At 71.6% G+C, this 21,942-nt stretch carries 16 protein-coding genes; 11 read left to right on the top strand and 5 right to left on the bottom strand.

Annotated elements, in window-relative coordinates; genetic code table 11:
• The first annotated feature begins 30 nt into the window (after positions 1–30).
• Positions 31–1,107 carry an ATP-dependent DNA ligase gene (locus RM779_RS17900; protein WP_311618718.1) on the top strand — a complete coding sequence of 359 codons (1,077 nt, stop codon included), beginning with the start codon at positions 31–33 and terminating at the stop codon, positions 1,105–1,107.
• Here the strand turns inward: RM779_RS17900 and RM779_RS17895 are convergent.
• Positions 1,082–1,510 (bottom strand): HIT family protein, encoded by a 429-nt coding sequence (locus tag RM779_RS17895; protein ID WP_311618717.1) that lies wholly within the window; start codon positions 1,508–1,510, stop codon positions 1,082–1,084. The genes RM779_RS17900 and RM779_RS17895 overlap by 26 nt on opposite strands.
• Before the next feature lie 63 nt (positions 1,511–1,573).
• On the opposite strand from RM779_RS17895, the gene RM779_RS17890 reads away from it, so the two are divergent.
• From RM779_RS17890 to RM779_RS17880, 3 genes are all read left to right on the top strand, one after another.
• A complete protein-coding gene (locus tag RM779_RS17890) occupies positions 1,574–2,680 on the top strand; it encodes an NAD(P)-binding domain-containing protein (protein ID WP_311618716.1) in 1,107 nt (368 codons plus the stop codon).
• A gap of 249 nt (positions 2,681–2,929) precedes the next feature.
• Entirely contained in the window at positions 2,930–3,724 is a 795-nt protein-coding gene (locus RM779_RS17885; protein ID WP_311618715.1) for an SAM-dependent methyltransferase, read from the top strand.
• 106 nt (positions 3,725–3,830) lie between these two features.
• Positions 3,831–4,340, top strand: a complete 510-nt coding sequence (locus tag RM779_RS17880; protein WP_311618714.1) for an NUDIX domain-containing protein — start codon at positions 3,831–3,833, stop codon at positions 4,338–4,340.
• Positions 4,341–4,367: 27 nt separating this feature from the next.
• Here RM779_RS17880 and RM779_RS17875 read toward each other — a convergent pair whose 3' ends face one another.
• The 3 genes from RM779_RS17875 to RM779_RS17865 all read right to left on the bottom strand — a co-directional run bounded on the left by RM779_RS17875 (position 4,368) and on the right by RM779_RS17865 (position 8,162).
• On the bottom strand, positions 4,368–5,471 hold the full coding sequence (locus tag RM779_RS17875; RefSeq protein ID WP_311618713.1) for a type III polyketide synthase: 1,104 nt from the start codon (positions 5,469–5,471) through the stop codon (positions 4,368–4,370).
• Positions 5,472–5,546: 75 nt separating this feature from the next.
• Positions 5,547–6,752 (bottom strand): cytochrome P450, encoded by a 1,206-nt coding sequence (locus RM779_RS17870; protein ID WP_311618712.1) that lies wholly within the window; start codon positions 6,750–6,752, stop codon positions 5,547–5,549.
• Positions 6,753–6,974: 222 nt separating this feature from the next.
• Complete coding sequence (locus tag RM779_RS17865) at positions 6,975–8,162, bottom strand: ROK family transcriptional regulator (protein WP_311618711.1); 1,188 nt, start codon at positions 8,160–8,162, stop codon at positions 6,975–6,977.
• Between the two features lie 400 nt (positions 8,163–8,562).
• Here RM779_RS17865 and RM779_RS17860 point away from each other — a divergent pair, with 400 nt between their 5' ends.
• The 5 genes from RM779_RS17860 to RM779_RS17840 are packed head-to-tail and all read left to right on the top strand — an operon-like array spanning position 8,563 to position 16,235.
• The gene (locus tag RM779_RS17860; RefSeq protein ID WP_311618710.1) at positions 8,563–10,251 is read left to right on the top strand and encodes an ABC transporter substrate-binding protein; all 1,689 of its coding nucleotides are present in this window, start codon (positions 8,563–8,565) and stop codon (positions 10,249–10,251) included.
• A 9-nt stretch (positions 10,252–10,260) separates the two neighbouring features.
• The gene (locus RM779_RS17855; protein WP_311618709.1) at positions 10,261–11,250 is read left to right on the top strand and encodes an ABC transporter permease; all 990 of its coding nucleotides are present in this window, start codon (positions 10,261–10,263) and stop codon (positions 11,248–11,250) included.
• A 19-nt stretch (positions 11,251–11,269) separates the two neighbouring features.
• The gene (locus RM779_RS17850; RefSeq protein WP_311618708.1) at positions 11,270–13,180 is read left to right on the top strand and encodes a dipeptide/oligopeptide/nickel ABC transporter permease/ATP-binding protein; all 1,911 of its coding nucleotides are present in this window, start codon (positions 11,270–11,272) and stop codon (positions 13,178–13,180) included.
• Positions 13,177–14,103 (top strand): ABC transporter ATP-binding protein, encoded by a 927-nt coding sequence (locus tag RM779_RS17845; RefSeq protein ID WP_311618707.1) that lies wholly within the window; start codon positions 13,177–13,179, stop codon positions 14,101–14,103. Before RM779_RS17850 ends, RM779_RS17845 begins: the two co-directional genes overlap by 4 nt.
• A complete protein-coding gene (locus tag RM779_RS17840) occupies positions 14,103–16,235 on the top strand; it encodes a glycoside hydrolase family 36 protein (RefSeq protein ID WP_311618706.1) in 2,133 nt (710 codons plus the stop codon). The genes RM779_RS17845 and RM779_RS17840 overlap by 1 nt, the downstream gene beginning before the upstream one ends.
• A 68-nt stretch (positions 16,236–16,303) precedes the next feature.
• Here RM779_RS17840 and RM779_RS17835 read toward each other — a convergent pair whose 3' ends face one another.
• Positions 16,304–18,478, bottom strand: a complete 2,175-nt coding sequence (locus tag RM779_RS17835; RefSeq protein WP_311618705.1) for an alpha-galactosidase — start codon at positions 18,476–18,478, stop codon at positions 16,304–16,306.
• A gap of 123 nt (positions 18,479–18,601) precedes the next feature.
• Here RM779_RS17835 and RM779_RS17830 point away from each other — a divergent pair, with 123 nt between their 5' ends.
• Both RM779_RS17830 and RM779_RS17825 read left to right on the top strand, forming a co-directional pair.
• Positions 18,602–21,085, top strand: coding sequence for a glycoside hydrolase family 2 protein (locus tag RM779_RS17830; RefSeq protein WP_311618704.1), 2,484 nt, complete (start codon positions 18,602–18,604; stop codon positions 21,083–21,085).
• Positions 21,086–21,934, top strand: coding sequence for a LacI family DNA-binding transcriptional regulator (locus RM779_RS17825; RefSeq protein ID WP_311618703.1), 849 nt, complete (start codon positions 21,086–21,088; stop codon positions 21,932–21,934).
• Positions 21,935–21,942: the final 8 nt, after the last annotated feature.

The raw sequence follows: 21,942 nt of genomic DNA, 5'->3' as shown, positions 1-21,942 counted from the left end.
CCGCCGGCCGGCGCCGCGACAATCCGGATCATGGACCTGCCGGTGATGCCGCCCGTCAAACCGATGCTCGCCAAGGCCGTGGCGCGCATCCCAGAAGGCATGCACTACGAGGCCAAATGGGACGGCTTCCGGGCCCTGGTCTTCCGCGACGGCGACGAGGTAGAGATCCACAGCCGCACCACCAAGCCGCTCACCCGCTACTTCCCGGAGCTCGTCGACGGCCTGCGCGCCAGGCTGCCGCGGCGCTGCGTCGTGGACGGCGAGATCGTCGTCGTGCAGGGCCCCCGGCTCGACTTCGACGCCCTGCTCGGGCGCATCCACCCGGCCGAGTCCCGTATCCGGATGCTCGCCGGAACCACCCCGGCCGACTTCGTCGCCTTCGACCTGCTCGCCCTCGGCGACACCTCGCTCCTCGACACCCCGCTGCACGAGCGCCGCGCCGCGCTGGCCGACGCGCTGCGCGACACCCGCGAGCCCGTCTTCCTCGCGCCCGCCACCCGTGATCCGGACGTGGCGCGGCAGTGGTACGACGCCTACGAGGGCGCGGGCCTCGACGGGGTGGTCGCCAAGCCCCTCGACCTGCCCTACCGGCCCGACGAACGGGTCATGGTGAAGGTCAAGCACGAGCGGACGGCCGACTGCGTGGTGGCCGGGATGCGCCACCACAAGAGCGGGCCCGTCGTCGGCTCGCTGCTCCTCGGCCTGTACGACGACGCCGGGCGGCTCCAGCACGTCGGCGTGTCCGCGTCGTTCCCGATGCGGCGCCGCGCGGAGCTGGCCGAGGAGCTGCGGCCGCTGGCCATGGACTCCGTCGAGGGGCACCCGTGGGAAGCCTGGGCCCGCGAGGAGGCGCACGGGACCCGCCGCATGCCCGGCGCACCGAGCCGCTGGAGCGGCACGAAGGACCTGTCCTGGCAGCCACTGCGGCCCGAGCGCGTGGTCGAGGTGGCCTACGACCACATGCAGGGGGACCGCTTCCGGCACACCGCGCGCTTCCGGCGCTGGCGCCCCGACCGGGAGCCCCGCAGCTGCACCTACGCGCAGCTGGAGGAGCCGGTCGGCTTCGACCTCGCCGACATCCTCACGCCCCGTCCGCACCCTCGCTGAACGCCGCGCGCAGCCGGTCCGCCACCTCCCGCGCCTCCGCCGCGGAGGCATACCGGGTCCTGGGCCAGAAGAAGCCGCGCAGGCCGTCCTTGCGGCGGCGCGGCACCACGTGCACGTGGAAGTGCGGAACGGACTGGCTGACCCGGTTGTTCGCCGCCACGAACGTCCCGTCCGCCCCCATTCCGCGCTCCACGGCCCGGGCGGCGGCCCGCACCCGGCGGAAGAACGGCCCGGTCTCCGCCTCCGGCAGATCCGTCAGGGTCTCCACGTGGTGCCGGGGCACCACCAGCACGTGGCCGGGGAACAGCGGCCTGGTGTCGAGGAACGCCACCACCGCGCCGTCCTCGTACACGCGGTGCGCGTCCGCCGCACCGCTGATGATCGAACAGAAGACGCACGTCACGCACCCAGTCAACTACCCGCCGCGCCCGGGAAGGCGGAACGCCGCCCGACCGTTGAAACCGGTATGAACGAAGTGGCTGTTCTCGTCGTCGGTGCCGGCCAGGCCGGCCTGTCAAGCGCCTACCACCTCAGGCGCCGCGGGCTGCGCCCCGGCACGGACTTCGTGGTGCTCGACCACGCGCCGCACCCCGGCGGCGCCTGGCAGCACCGCTGGCCCACCCTGACCTACGGCCGGGTGCACGGGATGCACGCCCTGCCCGGGATGGAGCTGACCGGCGCCGACCCGGACCGGCCCTCCTCCGAGGTGATCGGCGCGTATTTCGCCGACTACGAGCGCGCCTTCGCGCTGGCCGTGCGCCGCCCGGTGCACGTCAGGTCCGTGCGCGACGCCGGGGACGGCACGCTGCTGGTCGAGTCCTCGGCGGGGGAGTGGCGCACCCGGGCGCTGATCAACGCCACCGGCACCTGGGACCGGCCGTTCTGGCCGCGCGTGCCCGGCCAGGAGACGTTCCGCGGCCGCCAACTGCACACCGCCGGCTACCCGGGGCCCGACGCGTTCGCCGGCCGGTCGGTCGTCGTCGTCGGCGGCGGCACCTCCGCCGTGCAGCACCTCATGGAGATCGCCGAGGTGGCCGCCGCCACCACCTGGGTGACCCGCCGCCCGCCGCTCTTCCGCGAGGGCGGCTTCGGCGAGGTCCAGGGCCGGGCGGCGGTCGCCCTGGTCGAGGACCGGGTGCGCCGCGGGCTGCCGCCGCGCAGCGTCGTCTCGGTCACCGGCCTGCCCATGACCGAGGCCATGCACCGCGCCAGGGAGCGCGGTGTCCTCGACCGGCTGCCGATGTTCGACCGGGTCACCCCCGAGGGCGTCGCGTGGGCCGACGGCCGTGCCGTCGCCGCCGACACCCTCCTGTGGGCCACCGGCTTCAGGGCCGCGATCGACCACCTCGCCCCGCTGCGGCTGCGCGAGCCGGGCGGCGGGATACGGCTGGACGGCAGCCGTGTCGTGCGCGACCCGCGGGTGCACCTCGTCGGCTACGGCCCCTCCGCGAGCACCATCGGCGCCAACCGCGCGGGCCGCGCCGCCGTCCACGACGTACTCGCCCTGCCGGGGATGCCCGCCCCCGCTGCCGTTTCTCCACGCATCGAAGACACTTTGTCGACGAAACGATAGGCGACGTCTATGATGCGATGCTGTTATGGACCTCCGTGAGCCGCCTCCCCCGTCCGCCGTGGTCACGTCCGGCCCGGTCGCGGCGCAGGACCCGCCGTGCGCCCGGAGGCAATCCGCCGGCACCGGCGTCGGCACCGGCCCCTTGGCCCGCCGCTGACACGACGTTCTCCCGCAGCGCAGGACGCCGCACCGTCCCACCACGCCACCTCCCACGGCACGACCGCACGGCAGCAACAGGAGAAACACCCCGTGACCGATGAAGCACCCTTGATCGACACCTCGGTGCCGCACTCGGCTCGGATCTGGAACTACTGGCTCGGCGGACGGGACAACTACGAAGTCGACCGGGTCGCGGGCGACCACTACCGCAGTGTGTTCCCCGGCGTCGTCGACGTGGCGCGCGCGTCCCGCGGCTTCCTCCTCAGATCCGTCCGCTACCTCGCGGCCGAGGCGGGCATCCGCCAGTTCCTCGACATCGGCACCGGACTGCCGACCGCGGAGAACGTTCACGAGGCCGCCCAGATCGTCGCCCCCGAGTCCCGCATCGTCTACGTCGACAACGACGCGCTGGTCATCGCCCACGCCCGCGCCCTGCTCACCAGCGGTCCGCCGGGCGTCACCGACTTCGTGCGGGCCGATCTGCACGACCCCGAGACCGTCCTCAGCGGCGCGGCCCGCACCCTGGACCTGTCCCGGCCCGTCGGGCTCGTCCTCAGCGGCGTGCTCGGTCACGTCGCGGCCTACGAGGAGGCCAGGTCGATCGTCGGCAGGCTCCTCGCGGCGCTCCCCGCGGGCAGCCACCTGACCCTCAACGACGGCACCGGCGTGTTCCGCCACGAGTTCGTGACCGCCCAGCACGCCTACAACGAGAGCGGCGCGACGCCCTACCACCTGCGCACTCCCGCCGAGATCGCCGGATTCTTCACCGGCCTCGACCTGGTCGAGCCAGGCGTCGTCTCCTGTCCCGGCTGGCGGCCGGTGGCCGGGGAGCCGGACGGGGCGGACGAGATCGACGTCTTCGGCGGCGTCGGCCGCAAATCCTGAGCGGACCGCACCGCCGCGTCGGCGGGTGAACGCGCGGGCGAGCGACGAGGGCCCCGGCGCACGTTCGTTAAGCTCGAATGATCGGAAAGGTGGGTGCCAGCCGCTGATGGTGTACACGTACGGGCGTACCGTCACACACTGCCCCTACTGCGGAGTCGGCTATACGGTCAGCTCCGCGTGGCCCAGGGACTGCCCCGGCTGCGGGGAGACCCACTGGGCCAACCCGGTCCCCGTGGCCGTCGCCGTCCTGCCGGTGACCGGAGCCGACGGCGGCGGACTCGTGGTCGTACGCCGCGACATCGAGCCCTGCCGCGGCGAGCTGGCCCTCCCCGGCGGCTACATGGAGATCGGCGAGACCTGGCAGGAGGCCGCCGTGCGGGAGCTGTGGGAGGAGACCAGGCTGACCGCGTCCGCGGCCGAGGCCACGCTGCTCGACGTGCAGAGTGCCGACCGGACGCTCAACCTGTACGCGCTCTTCCCGGCCGTGGAGGCCGGGGCGCTGCCGCCGCCGGTCGCCACCGAGGAGGCCACCGAATGGCTGGTGCTCACCGCGCCGGCGCCGCTCGCGTTCCCGGGCCACACCGCGGTGACCGAGGCGTACTTCGCCGCACACTGAGCACGTGCCGGGCGTGGGGCCGTGCGGTCAGACCACGCCGGCCCGCTGTTCCGCGGCCGGCCGGCGCTGGCCGGCCAGCGGCTCGGCCGCGGCCCACCGGCCCAGCGAGATCTCCGCGGTGATCCCCGGGCCGAAGCCGGCGATCACCCCGCGCGCCGACTCCTGGGCACCGCCGTCCTCGAACAGCCGGTCGAGGGCGTCGAAGACCACGCAGCTGGCGATGTTGCCGCGCTCGGTCAGCGTGGCCCTGCTGTAGCGGTACATCTCCGGCTCCACGCCGAGGTAGTGGCACAGATCGTCCAGGATGCGCGGGCCGCCCGCGTGGACGATGTGGAAATCCAGGCCCGACACGTCCCACTCGTGCGCGTCTGCCAGCGTCCGCAGCGCGGGCGCCAGCATCTTCATCGTGGTCGGGACCCTCTTGTCGAGCAGGAAGTGGAACCCGGTGCCCTTCACCGCGTACGAGATCCAGTCCTCGGTGTCCGGCACCAGATGCGAGCCGTTGCGCTCCAGGCGCACCCCGGTGCCGCCGCACCCCCGCACCACGGCCGCGGCGACCGCGTCCCCGAACAGGCCGTTGGACAGCAGCGAACCGACGCCGAGATCGGTCGGCTGGTAGCACAGGGAACAGAACTCGCAGGCCACGATCAGCACGTTGGCCTGCGGGTAGGCCAGGCAGAAGTCGTGCGCCCGGTTGATGGCGGCGCCGCCCGCCGCGCAGCCGAGCTGCGCGATCGGCAGCTGTCTGGTGTCGTTCGCGAAGCCCAGGGTGTTGATGAGCCAGGCCGTCAGCGAGGGCATCATGAACCCGGTGCACGAGACGTAGACGATCAGGTCGATGTCGCGGACGCCGAGCCCCGCGTGGTCGAGCGCCCCGAAGACCACCTGCGGCACGCGGCGTTTGGCCTCGGCCTCGTAGACCCCGTTGCGCGGCTCGAAGCCGGGGTGCCGCAGCGTCTCCTCGATGGGCTGAACGATATGCCGGGTGCGGACGCCGGTGTTCTCGATGAGGCGCAGGGCCAGGCCGAGTTGCGGATGGTCGGCGTGAAGCGTGCGCGCCAGCTCCAGCGTCTGCTCCATCGTGAGCACATGATCAGGTACGGCAATGGACGGCCTGCACAGAGTTGCCATGATCCCCTCCCCTTGCCGCGCGGCCACGTTCGTGGCCGTCGCGGTACCAATGGCCGAGTCAGCGGGTGCACCCGGTCACCAGGTGACCGGAAGCTCGTACGGATAGCGCCAGATCGACTCGTCGTTCCACCGCACCTCGGCGGCCGGGACGGCGAGCGCCAGGCGCGGGAACCTGCTCAGCAGGGTGCCGATGGCCAACTGGAGCTCCATCAGGGCCAGCGGAGCCCCGATGCAGTGGTGCGCCCCCCAGCCGAAGGTCATGTGCGGCGACGGCGGCCGGTCCAGGTCCAGCCGGTCCGGGTCGGGGAAGCGGTCCGCGTCCCGGTTCGCCGCGAGGTACGAGACGTGCACCGTGTCGTCCTTGCGGATCGTGACGCCGCCGATCTCCACGTCCTCGGTGGCGACGCGTGGAATCCCGACGCCCTTGCGGAACGGGATGTACCGCAGCAACTCCTCCATGGCCTGCGGCAGTTGCTCGGGCCTGGCCCGCAGCTTCGCCAGCTGGTCCGGATGCGTCAGCAGTGTGTAGGTGAGGTTGCTGAGCTGGTAGGTGCTGGTGTCGTGCCCGGTCATCAGCAGCACCATGGCCATCACGGTCAGCTCGTCGGCCCCCAGCACCTCGTCCCCGTCGCGGGCGGTGGCGAGCACGCTGATCAGGTCGTCGCCCGGGTGCTCGCGGCGGCGCCGGGTGAGATCCGCGAAGTAGGCCCGCAGCTCCGCCTTCGCCCGCACGGCGCTCTCCCGTGTCGCGGCCCCGGTGTTCATCATCGCCATGGCGCGGGCGCGCAGCTCGGTCCTGTCCGCCGCCGGGATGTCCAGCACCTCGCAGATCGTCGTCAGCGGCAGCCGCGTCGACAGGTGCTCGACGAGGTCGGCGGGCGGTCCGTGCTCGGCCATCCCGTCGAGCAGCTCGTCCACGATGCGCTGCGTCGCCGGCTTCATCCGGGCCACGCGGGGCGCGGTGAACGCCTGCGAGACCAGGCGGCGCAGCCGGCTGCTCTGCGGCGGATCGAGCAGGTTGATCGATTCGTCCTGCACGATCGGGGCCGGGGTCATGCGCGGGAAATCCCGGCCCGCGACGGCGGCCCGGCTGAAGCGGCGGTCGGTGGTGACCGTTCTGACGTCCTCGTAGCGGGTGACGAGCCACGCCTCGCCTTGGCCGTAGGACATCCGGATTCTCGCGATGGGCGCCTCGGTCATGAGTTGCCGCAGCAACGGGTCGAACTCCAGCCCCTCGGCGAAGTCGAACGGACAGGTCCACACGGTGCCGGGATTCTCCACGGGGGCGCTCCTTTCCTCGGGGACGTCATGGCAGGACGCCGGCCGTGCCGGGCCGCGCCTGGACGAACGGTGTGTCCCCACCCGTTGCGGAGGTCATGTGCGCGGCCCGTGAAATTAACCCGTTAGAGGACAGGCGAGGTGATGTTTGTCACGGCGAACGAGGGAAGCCCCGACGGACCTTGACGGGCCGCCGGGGCTCGGACTCCGCGGTCCGTCTGCCGGTTAGTGCGCCGCGGGCTGGCCGGTGGGCTCGGCGTCGCCGAGGTTGTCCGGCAGCCGCAGGCCCTCGCGCAGCGGTACCAGCTCGGACTGGAGGACGAGCGCGGCGGCGCCGATCGCGGGCGCGGTCGCCGCGGAGCGGGAGAGGCGGACCGGCACGGAGTGCGTGGCACGGGAGAAGAACGCCCGGTCCAACTCCTCCTGGACCACAGGGAGGTAGATGGAGCCCGCGATGGCCAGGCTCGGGCCGGTCAGGACGAGCTGCTCCAGGTCCATGACGTTGGCCAGGGTGCGCGCGGCGACCGCCAGGTAGCGCGCCGAGCGCTCAAGCAGCGCCCTGGCGCGCTGGTCGCCGCGCAGCGCGGCGCGGGTGATGGCCGCGAAGTCCGCGACGCGCCGCGGCCGTTCGCCGGTGCTCGCGAGGCCGGCGGAGCGGGTGAGGTCCGCGTCGGCCAGGGCCGCGCCCACGACGGCGCCCGGCCCGGCCAGCTGCTCGGTGCAGCCGCGCGCCCCGCACCAGCAGTCCGGACCCGCGACATCGAGGCAGATGTGCCCGATCTCCCCCGCGTTGCCGCCCGCGCCGCGGTAGGTCACGCCGTTGATCATCAGTCCCGCGCCGATGCCGGTGCCCATGTAGATGGCGGCGAACGTGGCAGTGCCGCCGACGTCCCCCGACCAGTGCTCGCCGAGCGCGGCGGCGGTGGCGTCGTTGTCCAGGACGACCGGGAGGCCGACGGCCGTGCCCAGTTCGCGGTCGAGGGGGAAGCTTTTCCAGTGCCGCATCGCGGGTGGCGTCAAAGGCATGCCCCCGGTCTGGTTCAAGGGGCCGGGAGCGACGAGCCCGAGGCCCAGTATCCTGCTTCGGTCGATACCGGCGCCGTCGATCAGCGCGTCGACTTCTGTCGCGATCCTGGCCACCACGACCGGGGGGTCGTCGGCGCCGACACCCGCGCGGGACATCCGGGCGACCACCGATCCGCCCAGGTTGGTGAGCACGTAGGTGAGTCCCGCGTGATCCAGATGCACGCCGACAGCAAACCGGGAGGACTGGTTGAGCTGTAGCAGCACGCGGCGTTTGCCGCCGGTGGACTCCGCCCGCCCTGTTTCCAGGACGAGTCCGTCGTCGATCAGCCGCCGGACCACCGTCGAGATCGTCGCGCCGGTGAACCCGGTGGCCTTGACGAGCCCCACGCGGCTGATGGTTCCGGCCGCACGGATCACGTCGAGGACCGCAGCCCGGCTGCTGGCGTGGGGAGTGGCCCCCGCTGGTCCGCTCACTGAGTCCTCCGCATCGTTCACGGGAGTTGGCGACTTCGTGGCGCAGCCCCGTGGTAACGCTGCGCGATGCTTAGTTTATTTGCCTGACGAACGAGTTTGCCAGAGTCTTCCTCGAGCGGTGACGACGTATCCCGACATGTTGCGCAAGGTGGTCTTGTGACCGCGCAGCGTGGCGAGCATGATTCACGCACGTCGTTGTCTGTTCGTGTCTTTAGAGGGTTGACTTTGTTAATTCGGCGGCTTAACAATCACATACCCCCGGGTGACTCCGCCCATGCCCCAAAGGTGGGGCAGGCCATGAGAGGAACGAAGCATGTCCTTGCACGCAAGGTGGCGGCGCGTACGAACAGCGGCGATAGGAGCGGTGACGATCGGGCTGCTGGCCGTCGGTTGCGGCGGTTCCAGCAACGGCGGTTCGAGCACTGACAGCGACACCCTGATCGTCTACACCGGTCTCGCCGGCGACTGGCCGCGTGTCTTCAACCCGTACCTGCCGACCGTGTCGGAGGGGCCGGGCACGATCTTCGAGCCGCTGTTCTTCTACAACATCGCGCGGCAGGACGACCCCGCGCCCCGCCTCGGCACCGAATACGCGTGGAACGAGGACGGCACCGAGCTGTCCATCACCCTCAGGGAGGGTGTCGAGTGGTCGGACGGCGAGCCGTTCACCGCCGATGACGTGGCCTTCACCCTGAACATGCTGCTGGAGCACGAGGCCCTCAACACCCAGAACTTCCAGGGCGAGCCCACCGTCGTCGACGACACCCACCTCACCGTGTCGTTCGACGAGCCCGCCTACATGAAGGCGCCCGACCTGCTCGGCAAGACCTGGATCGTGCCCGAGCACATCTGGTCGCAGATCGAGGACCCGGCCACCGACCAGATCCAGGAGCCCATAGGCACCGGTCCGTTCGCGCTGACCGACTTCAGCCCGCAGGCGTTCACGCTGAGTGCCAACGAGACCTACTGGGACGGCGCCCCGGCCCTGCCCGAAGTCCGTTACGTGGCCCTCTCCGGCAACCAGGCCGGTGCCGACGCGCTGGCCGCCGGCGAGATCGACTGGCAGACCGGCCCCGTGCCCGACATGGAGAACTTCGAGCAGAACCACCCGGGTTACAAGTCCATCACGGTCAACGCCTTCCAGATGGTGCTGGACACCTGCTCCAACCCGGACCTCGGCTGCACGGGACCGCAGACCGACCCGGCCGTGCGGCAGGCGATCTACTACGCCATGGACCGCGAGCAGCTGAACGCGCTGGCCTTCCAGAACACCGCCGCCGAGATGTCCCCCGGGTTCGCGCTCCCGGAGCGTGACGCCGGCTACCTCTCCGCGGACCTGGAGAACCAGACCGTGCCGATGAACGCCGACGTGCAGCAGGCCCAGGAGATCCTGGAGGGCGCCGGCTGGACCATGGGCGGCGACGGCATTTACGAGAAGGACGGCGAGAAGCTGTCCCTGACCGTGCGCGTGGTGACCGGCTGGACCGACTACATCACCGCCGTCAACACCATGTCCGAGCAGCTGAAGGAAGCCGGCATCGAGCTGACGCCGCAGCCCGCCTCGAACAACGAGACGATGGACGCCCGCGGCCGCGGTGACTTCCAGCTCCAGATCGACTCGCTGTACCCGGGCCCGACGCCCGACCCGTACTACGTGTACAACAACTTCTTCAACAGCGAGAACACGGTTCCGGTCGGCGAGTCCGCCAACCCGAACTTCTCCCGCTACTCCAACCCGGCCGTCGACGAGGCCATCAACCAGCTGAACCAGATCGACCCCGTCGACACCGAGGCGCGGCAGCAGCACTACGACACGATCCAGGCCGAGATCGAGCGGGACATGCCGTACATCCCGATCCTGCTCGGCGGTACCACCAGCCAGTTCAACTCGGAGAAGTTCACCGGCTGGCCGACGGACGTGAACCTGCACGCGTACCCCGCGGTGTGGCAGCGTCCCGACCAGGCGCAGATCTACCGCAGCCTCGAACCGGCTGGTGAGTGACGTAAAACCATGAGGTACTACGCCCGGAAGCTCGGGTTCTACCTGGTCGCCCTGTGGGCGGCCCTGACCCTGAACTTCTTCATTCCTCGAATGATGCCGGGCAACCCGGTCGACACGCTGCTGGCGAAGCTCCAGCAGCGTGGCGGCTCGGTTGGCCCCGATGTCCGCGAGTCCTACGAGCTGATGCTCGGCACGGACACGGGCGATGCACTGTGGAACCAGTACTTCTCGTACCTGGGCAACATGTTCCGCGGCGATCTGGGGGTGTCCGTCAGTGTCTTCCCCGAGGAGGTCACCACGGTCATCTCGCAGTCCCTGCCCTGGACGATCGTCCTGGTCGGCATCGCGACCTTCCTGTCGTTCCTGGTGGGCGTCGTGCTCGGCATGGTGGTGGGCTGGAAACGCGGCACCTGGCTCGACTCGCTGATCCCGGCCACCACCGTGCTCTCGGCCGTGCCGTACTTCTGGCTCGCGCTGATCTTCGTGATGGTCTTCTCCACGTCACTGGCCTGGTTCCCGCTCAACGGCGGCTACGACGTCGCGCTCGCGACCGGCTGGAACTGGGAGTTCATCAACTCCGCGATCTACCACGGCTTCCTGCCGGCGCTGACGATCGTCGTCTCCTCCGTCGGCGGCTGGCTGCTCGGCATGCGGAACATGATGGTCTCGACGATGTCCGAGGACTACATCCTGACCGCACAGGCCAAGGGACTGCGCAACAGGCGGATCATGACCCGCTACGCCGCGCGGAACGCGGTCCTGCCCTCCGTGGCGGGCTTCGCGATCTCCCTCGGGTTCGTGGTCTCCGGCTCGATCATCACCGAACAGGTCTTCTCGTATCCCGGCATCGGAGGAAAGCTGCTCCAGGCCGTGGAGAACAGCGACTACGCCCTGATGCAGGGGATCTTCCTGATCATCACGGTGGCGGTGCTGGCCGCCAACCTGGTCGTCGACCTGCTGTACGGCTTCATCGACCCGCGTACCCGAGTCGAGAACTGACCAGGAAGGAGCAGGCATCGTGACCAATCTCAGCCCGCTCACCGGCAGCGCCGACGAGGGCGCGGCCGCGGCGGCCCCCGTCAAGTCCGCGTCCGCGCCACCGTCCCGCGGCCGCAGCGGCATGCGCGCGCTGCTGCCGAGCTGGTCCCCCAAGCTCGTCATCGGCCTCGTCCTGGTTCTCGGCATCACGCTGTTCGCCATCATCGGCCCGTGGCTGGTGGGCGACCCGGACGCCATCGACAGCATCGGCATGACCGAGCCGAGCGGCGAATACTGGCTCGGCACCACGCAGACCGGCCAGGACGTATTCGCGCAGCTGGCGCACGCGGTCCGCGGCTCGCTGCTGGTGGGCCTGGTGGTCGGCATCCTGGCGACCATCCTGTCCGCCCTCTTCGGCATCATCGGCGGGTACGTCGGCGGCGCGGTCGACGAGGGCTTCTCGCTGCTGTCCAACGTCATGCTGGTCATCCCCGGCCTGCCGCTGGTCATCGTCATCGCCGGGTTCGTCCCGCCGCAGGACCGCGGCTGGTGGACCGTCGCGCTGGTGCTCGCCATCACCGGCTGGGCCGCCGCCGCGCGCGTGCTGCGCGCCCAGACACTGTCCCTGCGCAACCGCGACTACGTGGCCGCGGCCCGGGTCGCGGGCGAGAAGCGGTGGCGCATCGTCTCGGTGGAGATTCTGCCCAACCTGCTGCCGCTGCTCGCCTCGCAGTTCGTCTTCGCCGTGATCGCGGCGATCCTCGCCGAGGCCGGCCTGTCGTTCCTCGGCCTCGGCGCGGCCAACTCCCACACGCTGGGCACCATGCTGTACTACGCCCAGAACGGCTTCGCCCTCCAGTACGAAGCCTGGTGGTGGTTCGGCCCGCCCGGTCTGATGATCGCGCTCTTCGGCTGTGGTCTTTCGCTGATCAACTTCAGCATCGACGAGATCATCAACCCCAAGCTGCGGGTGCCCAAGCCGGTGGCCGCGAAGGGCGGCACCCCGCCCCCGGCCGCCCCGCCCGCCCCTGTCGGCGGCGCTGCGGCCCAGGCGCCGCCCGCCCCCGCGCGGGCGGCGGACGGCCGGGACGTGGTGCTGTCCGTCCGGGATCTCAACGTCATCTACCAGACCGAGAACCCGGTGCACGCGGTCAAGGACGTCTCCATCACCCTGGGCCGTGGCGAGATCCTCGGCCTGGCCGGCGAGTCCGGCTGCGGCAAGACGACCCTGGCCTACGCCGTGAACCGGCTGCACCGCCCGCCGGCCGAGGTCGCCTCCGGTTCGGTGATCTTCCACGACCGGGACGGCGGCGATATCGACCTGCTGGCCCTGGACGCGGAGGAGCTGCGCCAGTTCCGCTGGGCGAAGCTGTCGATGGTCTTCCAGGGCGCGATGAACTCGCTCAACCCGGTGATCTCCATCCACGAGCAGCTCGACGACGTGCTCACCACGCACAAGCCGGACATGTCCAAGCAGGCCAGGCGCGAACGCTGCGAAGAGGTCCTGCGCCTGGTGCGCGTCGACCCCACCCGGCTCGACTCCTTCCCGCACGAGCTGTCCGGCGGCATGCGCCAGCGGGTCATGATCGCCATGGCGATGCTGCTCGACCCGCAGGTCATGATCATGGACGAGCCCACCACGGCGCTCGACGTCGTCGTGCAGCGCGGCATCCTGCGGGAGATCATCCGGCTGCGGGACGAGCTGGGCTTCGCCGTCGTCTTCATCACGCATGACCTGCCGATGCTGCTCGAACTGAGCGACCGCATCGCGGTGATGAGGGCGGGCGAGGTCGTCGAGTACGCGCCCGCGGAGCAGATCTACGAGCGCCCCGAGCATCCGTACACCCGTCAGCTGCTCGGCTCCTTCCCGAGCCTGACCGGCGAACGCGGCGCGTTCATCCGCACCGGCGAGTCGTCGCCACTTACGAAGAACGAGGGAGCGCCGCGATGACCGCTCTTGAGGTCCGCGACCTGGTCAAGGACTACCCCATCCGTTCGGGCCTGCGGTCCTCCCGCCTGCGCGCGGTGGACCACGTCTCCTTCACCCTCACGCCCGGCAGGACCGTGGCGCTGGTGGGGGAGTCGGGCTCGGGGAAGTCGACCGTGGCCAAGATGATCGCCCGCCTGGAGAAGCCGACCGGCGGCGCGATCGTCGCCACCAAGGCCGACGGCAGTCCGGTCGGGGACAGGGAGTACCGGGATCACGTGCAGATGGTCTTCCAGGACCCTTTCGCGTCGCTGAACCCGTTCCACACCATCGAGCACCACCTGGCCAGGCCGCTGCGGCTGCACGGCAGGACCAAGGGGCGAACGGACACCAGGCGCCAGGTCGAGCAGCTGCTCGAACGCGTCAACCTCACGCCCGCGCACGCCATCGCGCCGCGTCGCCCGCACGAGCTGTCGGGCGGCCAGCGCCAGCGTGTCGCCATCGCGCGGGCGCTCGCGCCCGGCGCGCAGGTGGTGGTGGCCGACGAGCCGGTCTCCATGCTCGACGTCTCCATCCGGCTCGGCGTGCTCAACCTGCTCGCCCGCCTCCAGCGCGAGGACCGTCTCGCGGTGCTCTACATCACCCACGACCTCGCCACCGCGCGGCACTTCTCGGACGAGATCCTGGTGATGTACCGCGGGCACGTCGTCGAACGCGGCCCCGCGGACGACGTCATCCTCACGCCGCAGCACTCCTACACCAAGCTGCTCGCCGCCGCCGCGCCGAACCCGGAGGAGCGCGGCCGGTCCCTCGCCGAGGGGGTGGGCGCGATCGACGAGGCGGACCTGAACCGGACGTTCGACCACCACACCAAGTCGTGGCATCCGTTCGAGAAGGCCGCCCCCATCGCCGCGGCCCTGGCCAACCCGGCCGGAGGGAAGCGGTGATGGCGGCCAGGACCCTGCTGACCTGGCGCGGCGGCGACGCGCGCCTGGTGCTCGGCGTGGGCGGCGACCTGCCGGTGGCGCTGCTCTCGCTGCGCCCCGGCGCGGCCGGCGCCGCGCCCCCGCCCGACGAGGCGGCGGCCCCGCCCCTGGTGGAGCTCCAGCTGCTGGGGCACGGCCGGTTCCCCGGCAGCCACCGGTACGCGGACACCTGCGTGGGCGCGCGGCTGCGGTACGTGCGGCACACGGAATCGGCCGGTGCGGCGGGTGCGGAGCTGCGGGTCACGCAGAGCGACGACGTCACCGGGCTCACCGTCACCACCGTCTTCGTCGCGGCCGAGGGCGTGCCCGCGGTCCGGGTGTGGACCGAGGTGGGCCTGGACGCGGGCGCGGAAGAGGTGCGGCTCCAGGCCGTCACCTCGGTGGTGACCGGGGCCTTCCTGGCCGACTCGGGGCGCACCGTGGACGAGGTCGACGTGGTCTGCGCCGACTCGGACTGGGTGGCCGAGTCGCGGTGGCGCCGTGCGCCGCTGCGCGCGTGCGGACTGATCGCGATGGACCCCGAGGTGCACCACCACGCCTCGCGCAGCCGGTTCCCCGTCACCTCCCGCAGTTCGTGGTCCACCGGGGAACGGCTGCCCACCGGCGCCGTGGTGGCGGACGACGACTCCTGGTCCATGGCCTGGCAGATCGAGCACAACGGCGCCTGGCACTGGGAGCTGGGGGAGCGCAAGACGGGCGCGTACCTGGCGCTGCTCGGTCCGACCGACGCGGAGCACCAGTGGAACACGGTGGTGACGGCGGAACGCGGCTTCACCACCGTCCCGGTGTCCCTGGCGGTCGCCGCCGGCGGGGTGGACGAGGCGTTCGGCGCCCTGACCCGGCAGCGCCGGGCCCTGCGCGCCGGCCGCCCGAGCGACCTGCCGGTGATCTTCAACGACTACATGAACACCCTGATGGGCAGCCCGACGACGGCCAAGCTGCTGCCGCTGATCGACGCGGCGGCGCAGGCGGGTGCGGAGTACTTCTGCATCGACGCCGGCTGGTACGACGAGGACGGCCGCTGGTGGGACAGCGTGGGGGAGTGGCGCCCTTCGGCGACCCGCTTCCCCGACGGTCTCGGCGAGGTCGTGGACCGCATCAGGGACCGCGGCATGGTGCCCGGCCTGTGGCTCGAACCCGAAGTGGTGGGCGTCCGCTCGCCGATGGCGGAACGGCTGCCCGACGAGGCGTTCTTCCAGCGGTACGGCGCACGCGTCGTGGAACACGGCCGCTACCACCTCGATCTGCGCCACCCCGCCGCGCGGGCCCACGTGGACGGGATCGTCGACGGGCTGATCGAGGAATTCGGCGTCGGCTTCTTCAAGTTCGACTACAACATCATGCCGGGCCCTGGTACCGACCTGGGCGGTTCCGCGCCGGGCGAGGGGCTGCTCGCGCACAACCGGGCGCATCTGGAGTGGCTGGACGCCCTGCTGGCGCGGCACCCGGACCTGCTCATCGAGAACTGCGCCTCGGGCGCGATGCGCATGGACTACGCGATGCTGTCCAGGCTGCACCTGCAGTCGACGTCCGACCAGCAGAATCCGCTGCTCTATCCGCCGATCGCCGCCGCGGCCCCGGCCTCGGTGCTGCCGGAGCAGGCGGGGAACTGGGCGTACACGCAGCCGGAGATGTCCGTGGAGGAGTCGGCGTTCACGCTGGCGACCGGCGTCCTCGGGCGGCTGTACCTCTCCGGGCACCTCAATCGCATGACGCCGGACCAGCTTGCGCTGGTCGGCGAGGCGGTGGCCGTGCACAAGGAGCTGCGCGAGGAGATCGCCGCGGCGCTGCCGTTCTGGCCGCTGGGCCTCACCGCGGAGGCGGGCCCGTGGGTCGCGATGGGCCTCAGACCGCAGGAGCCCGCGGGGAGCACGCTGCTGACGCTGTGGCGCCGGCCGGGCGCGGAGCCGGAGCTGACCGTTCCGGTGCCGCATCTGCGGGGCGTGGACGTCACCCCCGAGGTGCTCTTCCCCGGCCCCGGCACCGGCGCCGCCGAGTGGACACTGGTATGGGACGCGGCATCGGGCGTACTGCGCCTGACGAGTCCGGACTCCGGGCCCGCGGCCACCGCCCGGGTCGTCCGGCTCCGCTGAGGCGCCGGCTGCCGCCGGGCGCTCCCCGGCTCCGCCACCGCGGGGCCGGGGAACGCCGGGCCGGACGGCTAGGCCGTGGCGCGCAGCAGGACCAGGCGTTCAGGGAAGAGGACCGGGGCCTGCAGCCCGGCCTCGGCCAGGGCCCTGCCCGGCAGCCGGACCCCCTCGGGCGTCCACCACGGCAGGGGAACGCCCCACCGCGCGGCATTGCCGTCGGTCACGTCGCCTGGCGGCAGGGGACGGACGTGGTACGTGACGTCGGGGCGCAGCCCCGGCAGCCGGACCGGTCCCGGCGGGTACAGCTCGGACGTGGCCGAGGCGACGATCGCGAACACCGCGTCGGAGCCGTCCTCGGCTACCACGCCGGTCACGTCGTAGGCGGGGTCCGCGTGGTCGGCGTGCACGGCCGTACCGGTGTGCAGCAGCCCGCGCAGCTCCTTGTAGAGGGCGACCCACGCGCCGAGCCGCGCCAGGTCTTCCGTACCGGCGCGGGTGAGGTCCCACTCGATGCCGAAGTGGCCGAACAGCGCCGTTCCGGCGCGGAAGTCCAGCGGGTGGTGCCGGTGGGTGGTGTGGGCCAGCCCCGCGCCGACGTGGGTGCCCATGAGTTCGAACGGGATCAGGGTGTTGGTCCAGCGCTGGATGCGTTGCCGCTCCAGGGCGTCGATGCAGTCGGAGACCCAGACCCGGTCGGTGCGCTCCAGAATTTCCAGGTCCACCCGTCCGCCGCCGGAGGAGCAGGACTCGATCTCGACCTCCGGGTGGCGGCCGCGCAGCTCGTCCATGAGCCGGTAGACGGCGTGCGTCTGGTCGTGCACCCCGGCGCGGCCGTCCGGCTGGTGCCCGGCCTCGACGAGGTCGCGGTTGTGGTCCCACTTGAGATAGGAGACGGGGTAGGTGGTGAGGAGGTCGTCCAGTCGTTCCAGTATGTACGCGAACGCCTCCGGCCTGGCCAGGTCGAGGACCTGCTGCGCGCGGGCCGCGCCGGGCAGCCGGCCGCCGGTGGCCATGATCCAGTCGGGGTGGGCGCGGGCGAGGTCGGAGTCCTCGTTGATCATCTCGGGCTCGACCCAGATGCCGAACTGCATGCCGAGTCCGGTCACATGGTCGGTCAGCGGGCCGAGCCCGTCGGGCCACACCTCGTCGGAGACGTACCAGTCGCCCAGGCCGCGGCGGTCGTTGCGGCGGGAGCCGAACCAGCCGTCGTCCAGGACGAACCGTTCCGCGCCGACCGCCGCCGCCGCGTCGGCCAGGCTGCGCAGGCGGGTGAGGTCGTGGTCGAAGTAGACGGCCTCCCAGGTGTTGACCACCACCGGCCTGGGCCCGGACGGGTGGTTCGGGCGGGCGCGGAGGTGGCGGTGGAAGCGGGCCGACACCTCGTCAAGTCCGTTGCCGTGCGCACCGTACTGCCAGGGAGTGGTGTAGGAGGCGTCCGGTGCGAGCGTGACCTCGCCGGACAGCAGGAGTTCGCCCGAGCCGAGCAACGAGACGGAGTGGAAGGTGCGTTCGGCGAAGGTACGGTGGTTGCCGGACCAGGCGGTGTGCACCGCCCAGACGCGTCCGGAGCGGTTGCCGAAACCGGCGGTGCCGGCCGCGAGCAGATAGGCCGCGTCGTATCCGGTGCGCCCGGTGCGGTTCTCGCGCACCCGCAGGCCGTGGGTGAACGGGGTGCGCTGCGGGCTGCGTTCGCGCAGGTGATGGCCGGTGAAGTCGAGAAGTTCCGTCGCGTCGGGCGGCACGGGGAGGGTGAGGTTCACCGCGTCGACGGCGAACGGGCCGGTGCCGCGGTTGGTCACCGTGGCGCGCTGGCGCACCAGTCCCTGCGCGGTGAGTTCGACGGTGAGCTCCAGGCCGAGGGCGGCGACGGGGTCGTGCGCCGTCACCTTGAGCCGCCCGCCGCTGCCCGTTCCGTCGTCGTCGAGGTCCGCGCCGGTGACGCGGAAGGCCGTGGAGAAGTCGGCGCCGCCGCGGTTGCCGACCAGGCCGGGGGTGCCCAGCCAGCCGGCGGACTGCTCCGGCAGGACGGCGACGTCGACGGGGCTGTCGACCGAGAAGCCGATGGGCTGCGGCCTGGCGGCGAGCCGCAGCGCCGCCAGCGCCGTCTGGTCCAGCGGACCGAGGTCGGCGCCCCAGTGCACCACGCGGGGAAGCGTGCCGCCGGAGAGGTCGAGCACGAGGCCGACGCCTGCGCTCCGCAGGTGGATCAGACCGGGCTCGGCGAGGGGGACGGATGAAGGTGCCACGTGGATCTGCGTCCTTCGCTGATCGTTGGTGTGCTGGTTTGTTGACTCTGTTGACTTACTTTATTCGGTTGCATAAGAATCTCTACCCGGTTCGAGCAGATAACTTCCAGGGAGTGTTCAAGGATGATCCGCCACACGTTGCATGACGGTTGGCACCTGACGGCGGCTGCCGGGCCGGTACCCGAGCACATCGCGGGTCGCACCGTTCCCGCGCAGGTCCCCGGGAGCGCCCACCTCGACCTGCTGGCGCAGGGGCTGATCCCCGACCCGTATCTGGACCGGGCCGAGGAGGAGCTGGTCTGGGCGCACCGCACCGACTGGCGCTACGCCACCACCGTCACGGCCGGTCCCGCCGCCGCCGACGAGCGCGTCGACCTCGTCTTCGAGGGCCTGGACACCGTCGCGGACGTCCTGTTCGGCGGTCGGCTGCTCGGCACCGTCGCCAACATGCACCGCTCCTACCGCTTCGACGTCCGCGAGCTGCTGACCGGCCGGGAGACCGACCTCGTCGTCACCTTCCGTTCCGCGCTCGCCTACGCGGAGGAGATCCAGGAGCGGCTCGGCTCGCGGCCCCGCGCCTACCCGCACCCCATGAACACCATCCGCAAGATGGCGTGCAGCTTCGGCTGGGACTGGGGTCCCGATCTCCAGACCGCGGGCATCTGGAAGCCCGTCCGCCTCGAACGCTGGCGCGTCGCCCGCCTCGCCGAGGTGCGCCCCCTGGTCACCGTCGCCGAGGACGGCACCGGCCGCGCCGAGGTGCACGCCGTCATCGAACGCTCAGGACTCGGCGAGGACACCGAACTGGCGCTCACCGCCACGGTCGACGGCCGCACCGTCACCACCGTCGTCCCGGCCGGTGCCACCACCGCGCAGGTCACCGTCGAGGTGCCGGACGCGCGCCTGTGGTGGCCCGTGGGCCACGGCGACCAGCCCCTGTACGACCTGGAGATCGGCCTCGCCGCCGCCGTCGGCGGCCGGGTCGGGACGCCCCTGCACACCGTCGAACGCCGCATCGGCTTCCGCACCATCACCGTCGACACGACGCCCGACGAGCACGGCACCCCGTTCACCTTCGTCGTCAACGGCCGGCCGATCTTCGCCAAGGGCGCCAACTGGATTCCCGACGACCACTTCCTGACCCGCATCACCCGTGAACGCCTGGAGCGCCGCGTCGACCAGGCCGTCGGCGCGCACATGAACATGCTCCGGGTCTGGGGCGGCGGCATCTACGAGACCGAGGACTTCTACGACGTCTGCGACGAGCGCGGCATCCTCGTGTGGCAGGACTTCCTCCTCGCCTGCGCGGCCTACCCCGAGGAGGAGCCGCTGTGGGGCGAGTTCGAGGCCGAGGCCCGCGAGAACGTGGCCCGCCTGACCTCTCATCCCTCGCTCGCCCTGTGGAACGGCGGCAACGAGAACCTCTGGGGCTGGATGGACTGGGGCTGGCAGGAGGAGCTGAAGGACCTCACCTGGGGCCTGCGCTACTACACCGAGCTGTTCCCCCGCATCGTCGCCGAGCTCGACCCCACCCGCGCCTACGCCGACGGCAGCCCCTTCAGCCCGCGTTTCGCGCCGCGGGACATGCACCCCAACGAGCAGGACCACGGCACCCGGCACGAGTGGGCGGTGTGGAACCGCGTCGACTACACCCACTACCGCGACCACATCCCGCGGTTCTGCTCCGAGTTCGGCTTCCAGGGCCCGCCGACCTGGGCCACCCTCACCCGGTGGATTCACGACGAGCCGATGACGCCCACCTCGCCCGGTTTCCTGCTGCACCAGAAGGCCGAGGACGGCAACGGCAAGCTGGACCGCGGCATGGCCCCGCACCTGCCCGAGCCGCGGACCTTCGAGGACTGGCACTGGGCGACCCAGCTCAACCAGGCCCGCGCCGTCGCCTTCGGCATCGAGCACTTCCGTTCCCACTGGCCGCGCACCGCGGGCTCCCTGGTCTGGCAGCTGAACGACTGCTGGCCGGTGACCTCCTGGGCCGCCGTGGACGGCGACGAGCGGCCCAAGCCGCTGTGGTACGGGCTGCGCCACGCCCACGCCCCCCGCCTGCTGACCGTCCAGCCCCGCGACGGCCGACCGACGCTGGTGGCGGTCAACGACACCGACGAGCCCTGGGACGGGCAACTGCTCCTGAAGCGGCTGTCGTTCGCGGGTGAGGTGCTCGACAGCGCTACGATCTCCCTCGGTGTCTCGGCGCGTTCCGTCGCCGAGATCGAGCTGGCCGACTCGCTGCTCAAGCCGGCCGACGCGGCACGGGAGGTGCTGGTGGCAACCGCGGAAGGGACCCGCGCGGTCCATCTTTTCGCCGAGGACCGGGATCTCGCCTACGACCCGCGGGCGCTGACGGCCGAGGCGGTCGCCGTGCCCGGCGGCTACCGGGTCGACGTGCGGGCCACATCCTTCGCCCGGGACGTCGCCGTCCTGGCCGACCGGGTGGCGCCCGACGCGCAGGTCGACGACATGCTGGTGCCGATCCTGCCCGGCGAGACGCGGTCCTTCACGGTCCGCACCGAGGCCGACGTCGACCCGGCACTGCTGACGGGGCCGCTGGTGCTGCGCAGCGCGGGATCGCTCCACTCGGTGCCGGCCTAAGTGAACCGGACCGAAGCCATCGGGTTGGTGCTCGCCAGGCCCGCGCGACTGCTCGGCGTGGAACCGTTCTTCATGGAGTTCATCGCCGGGATAGAGGAGAAGCTGGCGGAACGCGGCCTCTCCGTGCTGCTCCACGTCGTCGCCGCGCACGACGAGGAGATCGCCACCCACCGGCGGTGGTCGGAGCGCCGGCTCGTCGACGCGGTCGTCGTGGTCAACCTGACCGACGGCGACCGCCGTCCGGCGGTACTCGCCGAGCTGGGGCTGCCGGCCGTCATGGTCGGCGCCTGGGACGGCGGCCCGGACACCCCCGCGGTGATCACCGACAACGAGGGCCCCGTGCGCGAGGCGCTCGGCGTGCTCCTCGGCCTCGGGCACCGGCGCCTGGCGCGCGTCACCGGGCCCGCGGAGCTGGTGCACACCAAGGCGCGGACGGCCGCCCTGCGGACGGGCTGCCGGGCGGCGGGCATCGAGCCGGTGCTGCTGGAGGGCGACTACTCGGCGGAGGTCGGCGCCAAGCTGACCGCGCAGCTGCTGCGCCGCCGGGACCGGCCGACGGCCATCCTGTACGACAACGACGTGATGGCCGTCGCCGGGCTCGGCGTCGCCAAGGACCTCGGCATCGCCGTGCCGGACGAGCTGTCCCTGATCGCCTGGGACGATTCGACGCTGTGCCGCCTGGCCTCGCCCGCGCTCTCGACCATGAGCGTCGACGTGCACCAGTTCGGCATCCTCGTCGCCGAATCCGTGCTGGAACTGCTCGACGGGGGCCCCGTGAACCGGCGGTGGTCGCCGCCTGCCCGGTTCACGGCCCGCGGCACCACCGCGCCCGCGCCGTCCGGCGGCTGAGCCCCCGC

Origin of the sequence: Streptomyces johnsoniae (genome assembly GCF_031845565.1) — a bacterium.
In the GTDB taxonomy this organism is placed as follows: domain Bacteria; phylum Actinomycetota; class Actinomycetes; order Streptomycetales; family Streptomycetaceae; genus Streptomyces; species Streptomyces johnsoniae.
The sequence above is the reverse complement of the archived record's forward strand: the minus strand, read 5'-3'. Positions and strand labels throughout refer to the sequence as shown.

Bases quoted from the DNA above. Each gene is read 5' to 3' on its own strand.
- RM779_RS17900 (WP_311618718.1), top strand. From the start codon at position 31: ATGGACCTGCCGGTGATGCCGCCCGTCAAACCGATGCTCGCCAAGGCC.
- RM779_RS17890 (WP_311618716.1), top strand. From the start codon at position 1,574: ATGAACGAAGTGGCTGTTCTCGTCGTCGGTGCCGGCCAGGCCGGCCTG.
- RM779_RS17880 (WP_311618714.1), top strand. From the start codon at position 3,831: ATGGTGTACACGTACGGGCGTACCGTCACACACTGCCCCTACTGCGGA.
- RM779_RS17875 (WP_311618713.1), bottom strand. From the start codon at position 5,471: ATGGCAACTCTGTGCAGGCCGTCCATTGCCGTACCTGATCATGTGCTC.
- RM779_RS17860 (WP_311618710.1), top strand. From the start codon at position 8,563: ATGTCCTTGCACGCAAGGTGGCGGCGCGTACGAACAGCGGCGATAGGA.
- RM779_RS17855 (WP_311618709.1), top strand. From the start codon at position 10,261: ATGAGGTACTACGCCCGGAAGCTCGGGTTCTACCTGGTCGCCCTGTGG.
- RM779_RS17845 (WP_311618707.1), top strand. From the start codon at position 13,177: ATGACCGCTCTTGAGGTCCGCGACCTGGTCAAGGACTACCCCATCCGT.
- RM779_RS17840 (WP_311618706.1), top strand. From the start codon at position 14,103: ATGGCGGCCAGGACCCTGCTGACCTGGCGCGGCGGCGACGCGCGCCTG.
- RM779_RS17830 (WP_311618704.1), top strand. From the start codon at position 18,602: ATGATCCGCCACACGTTGCATGACGGTTGGCACCTGACGGCGGCTGCC.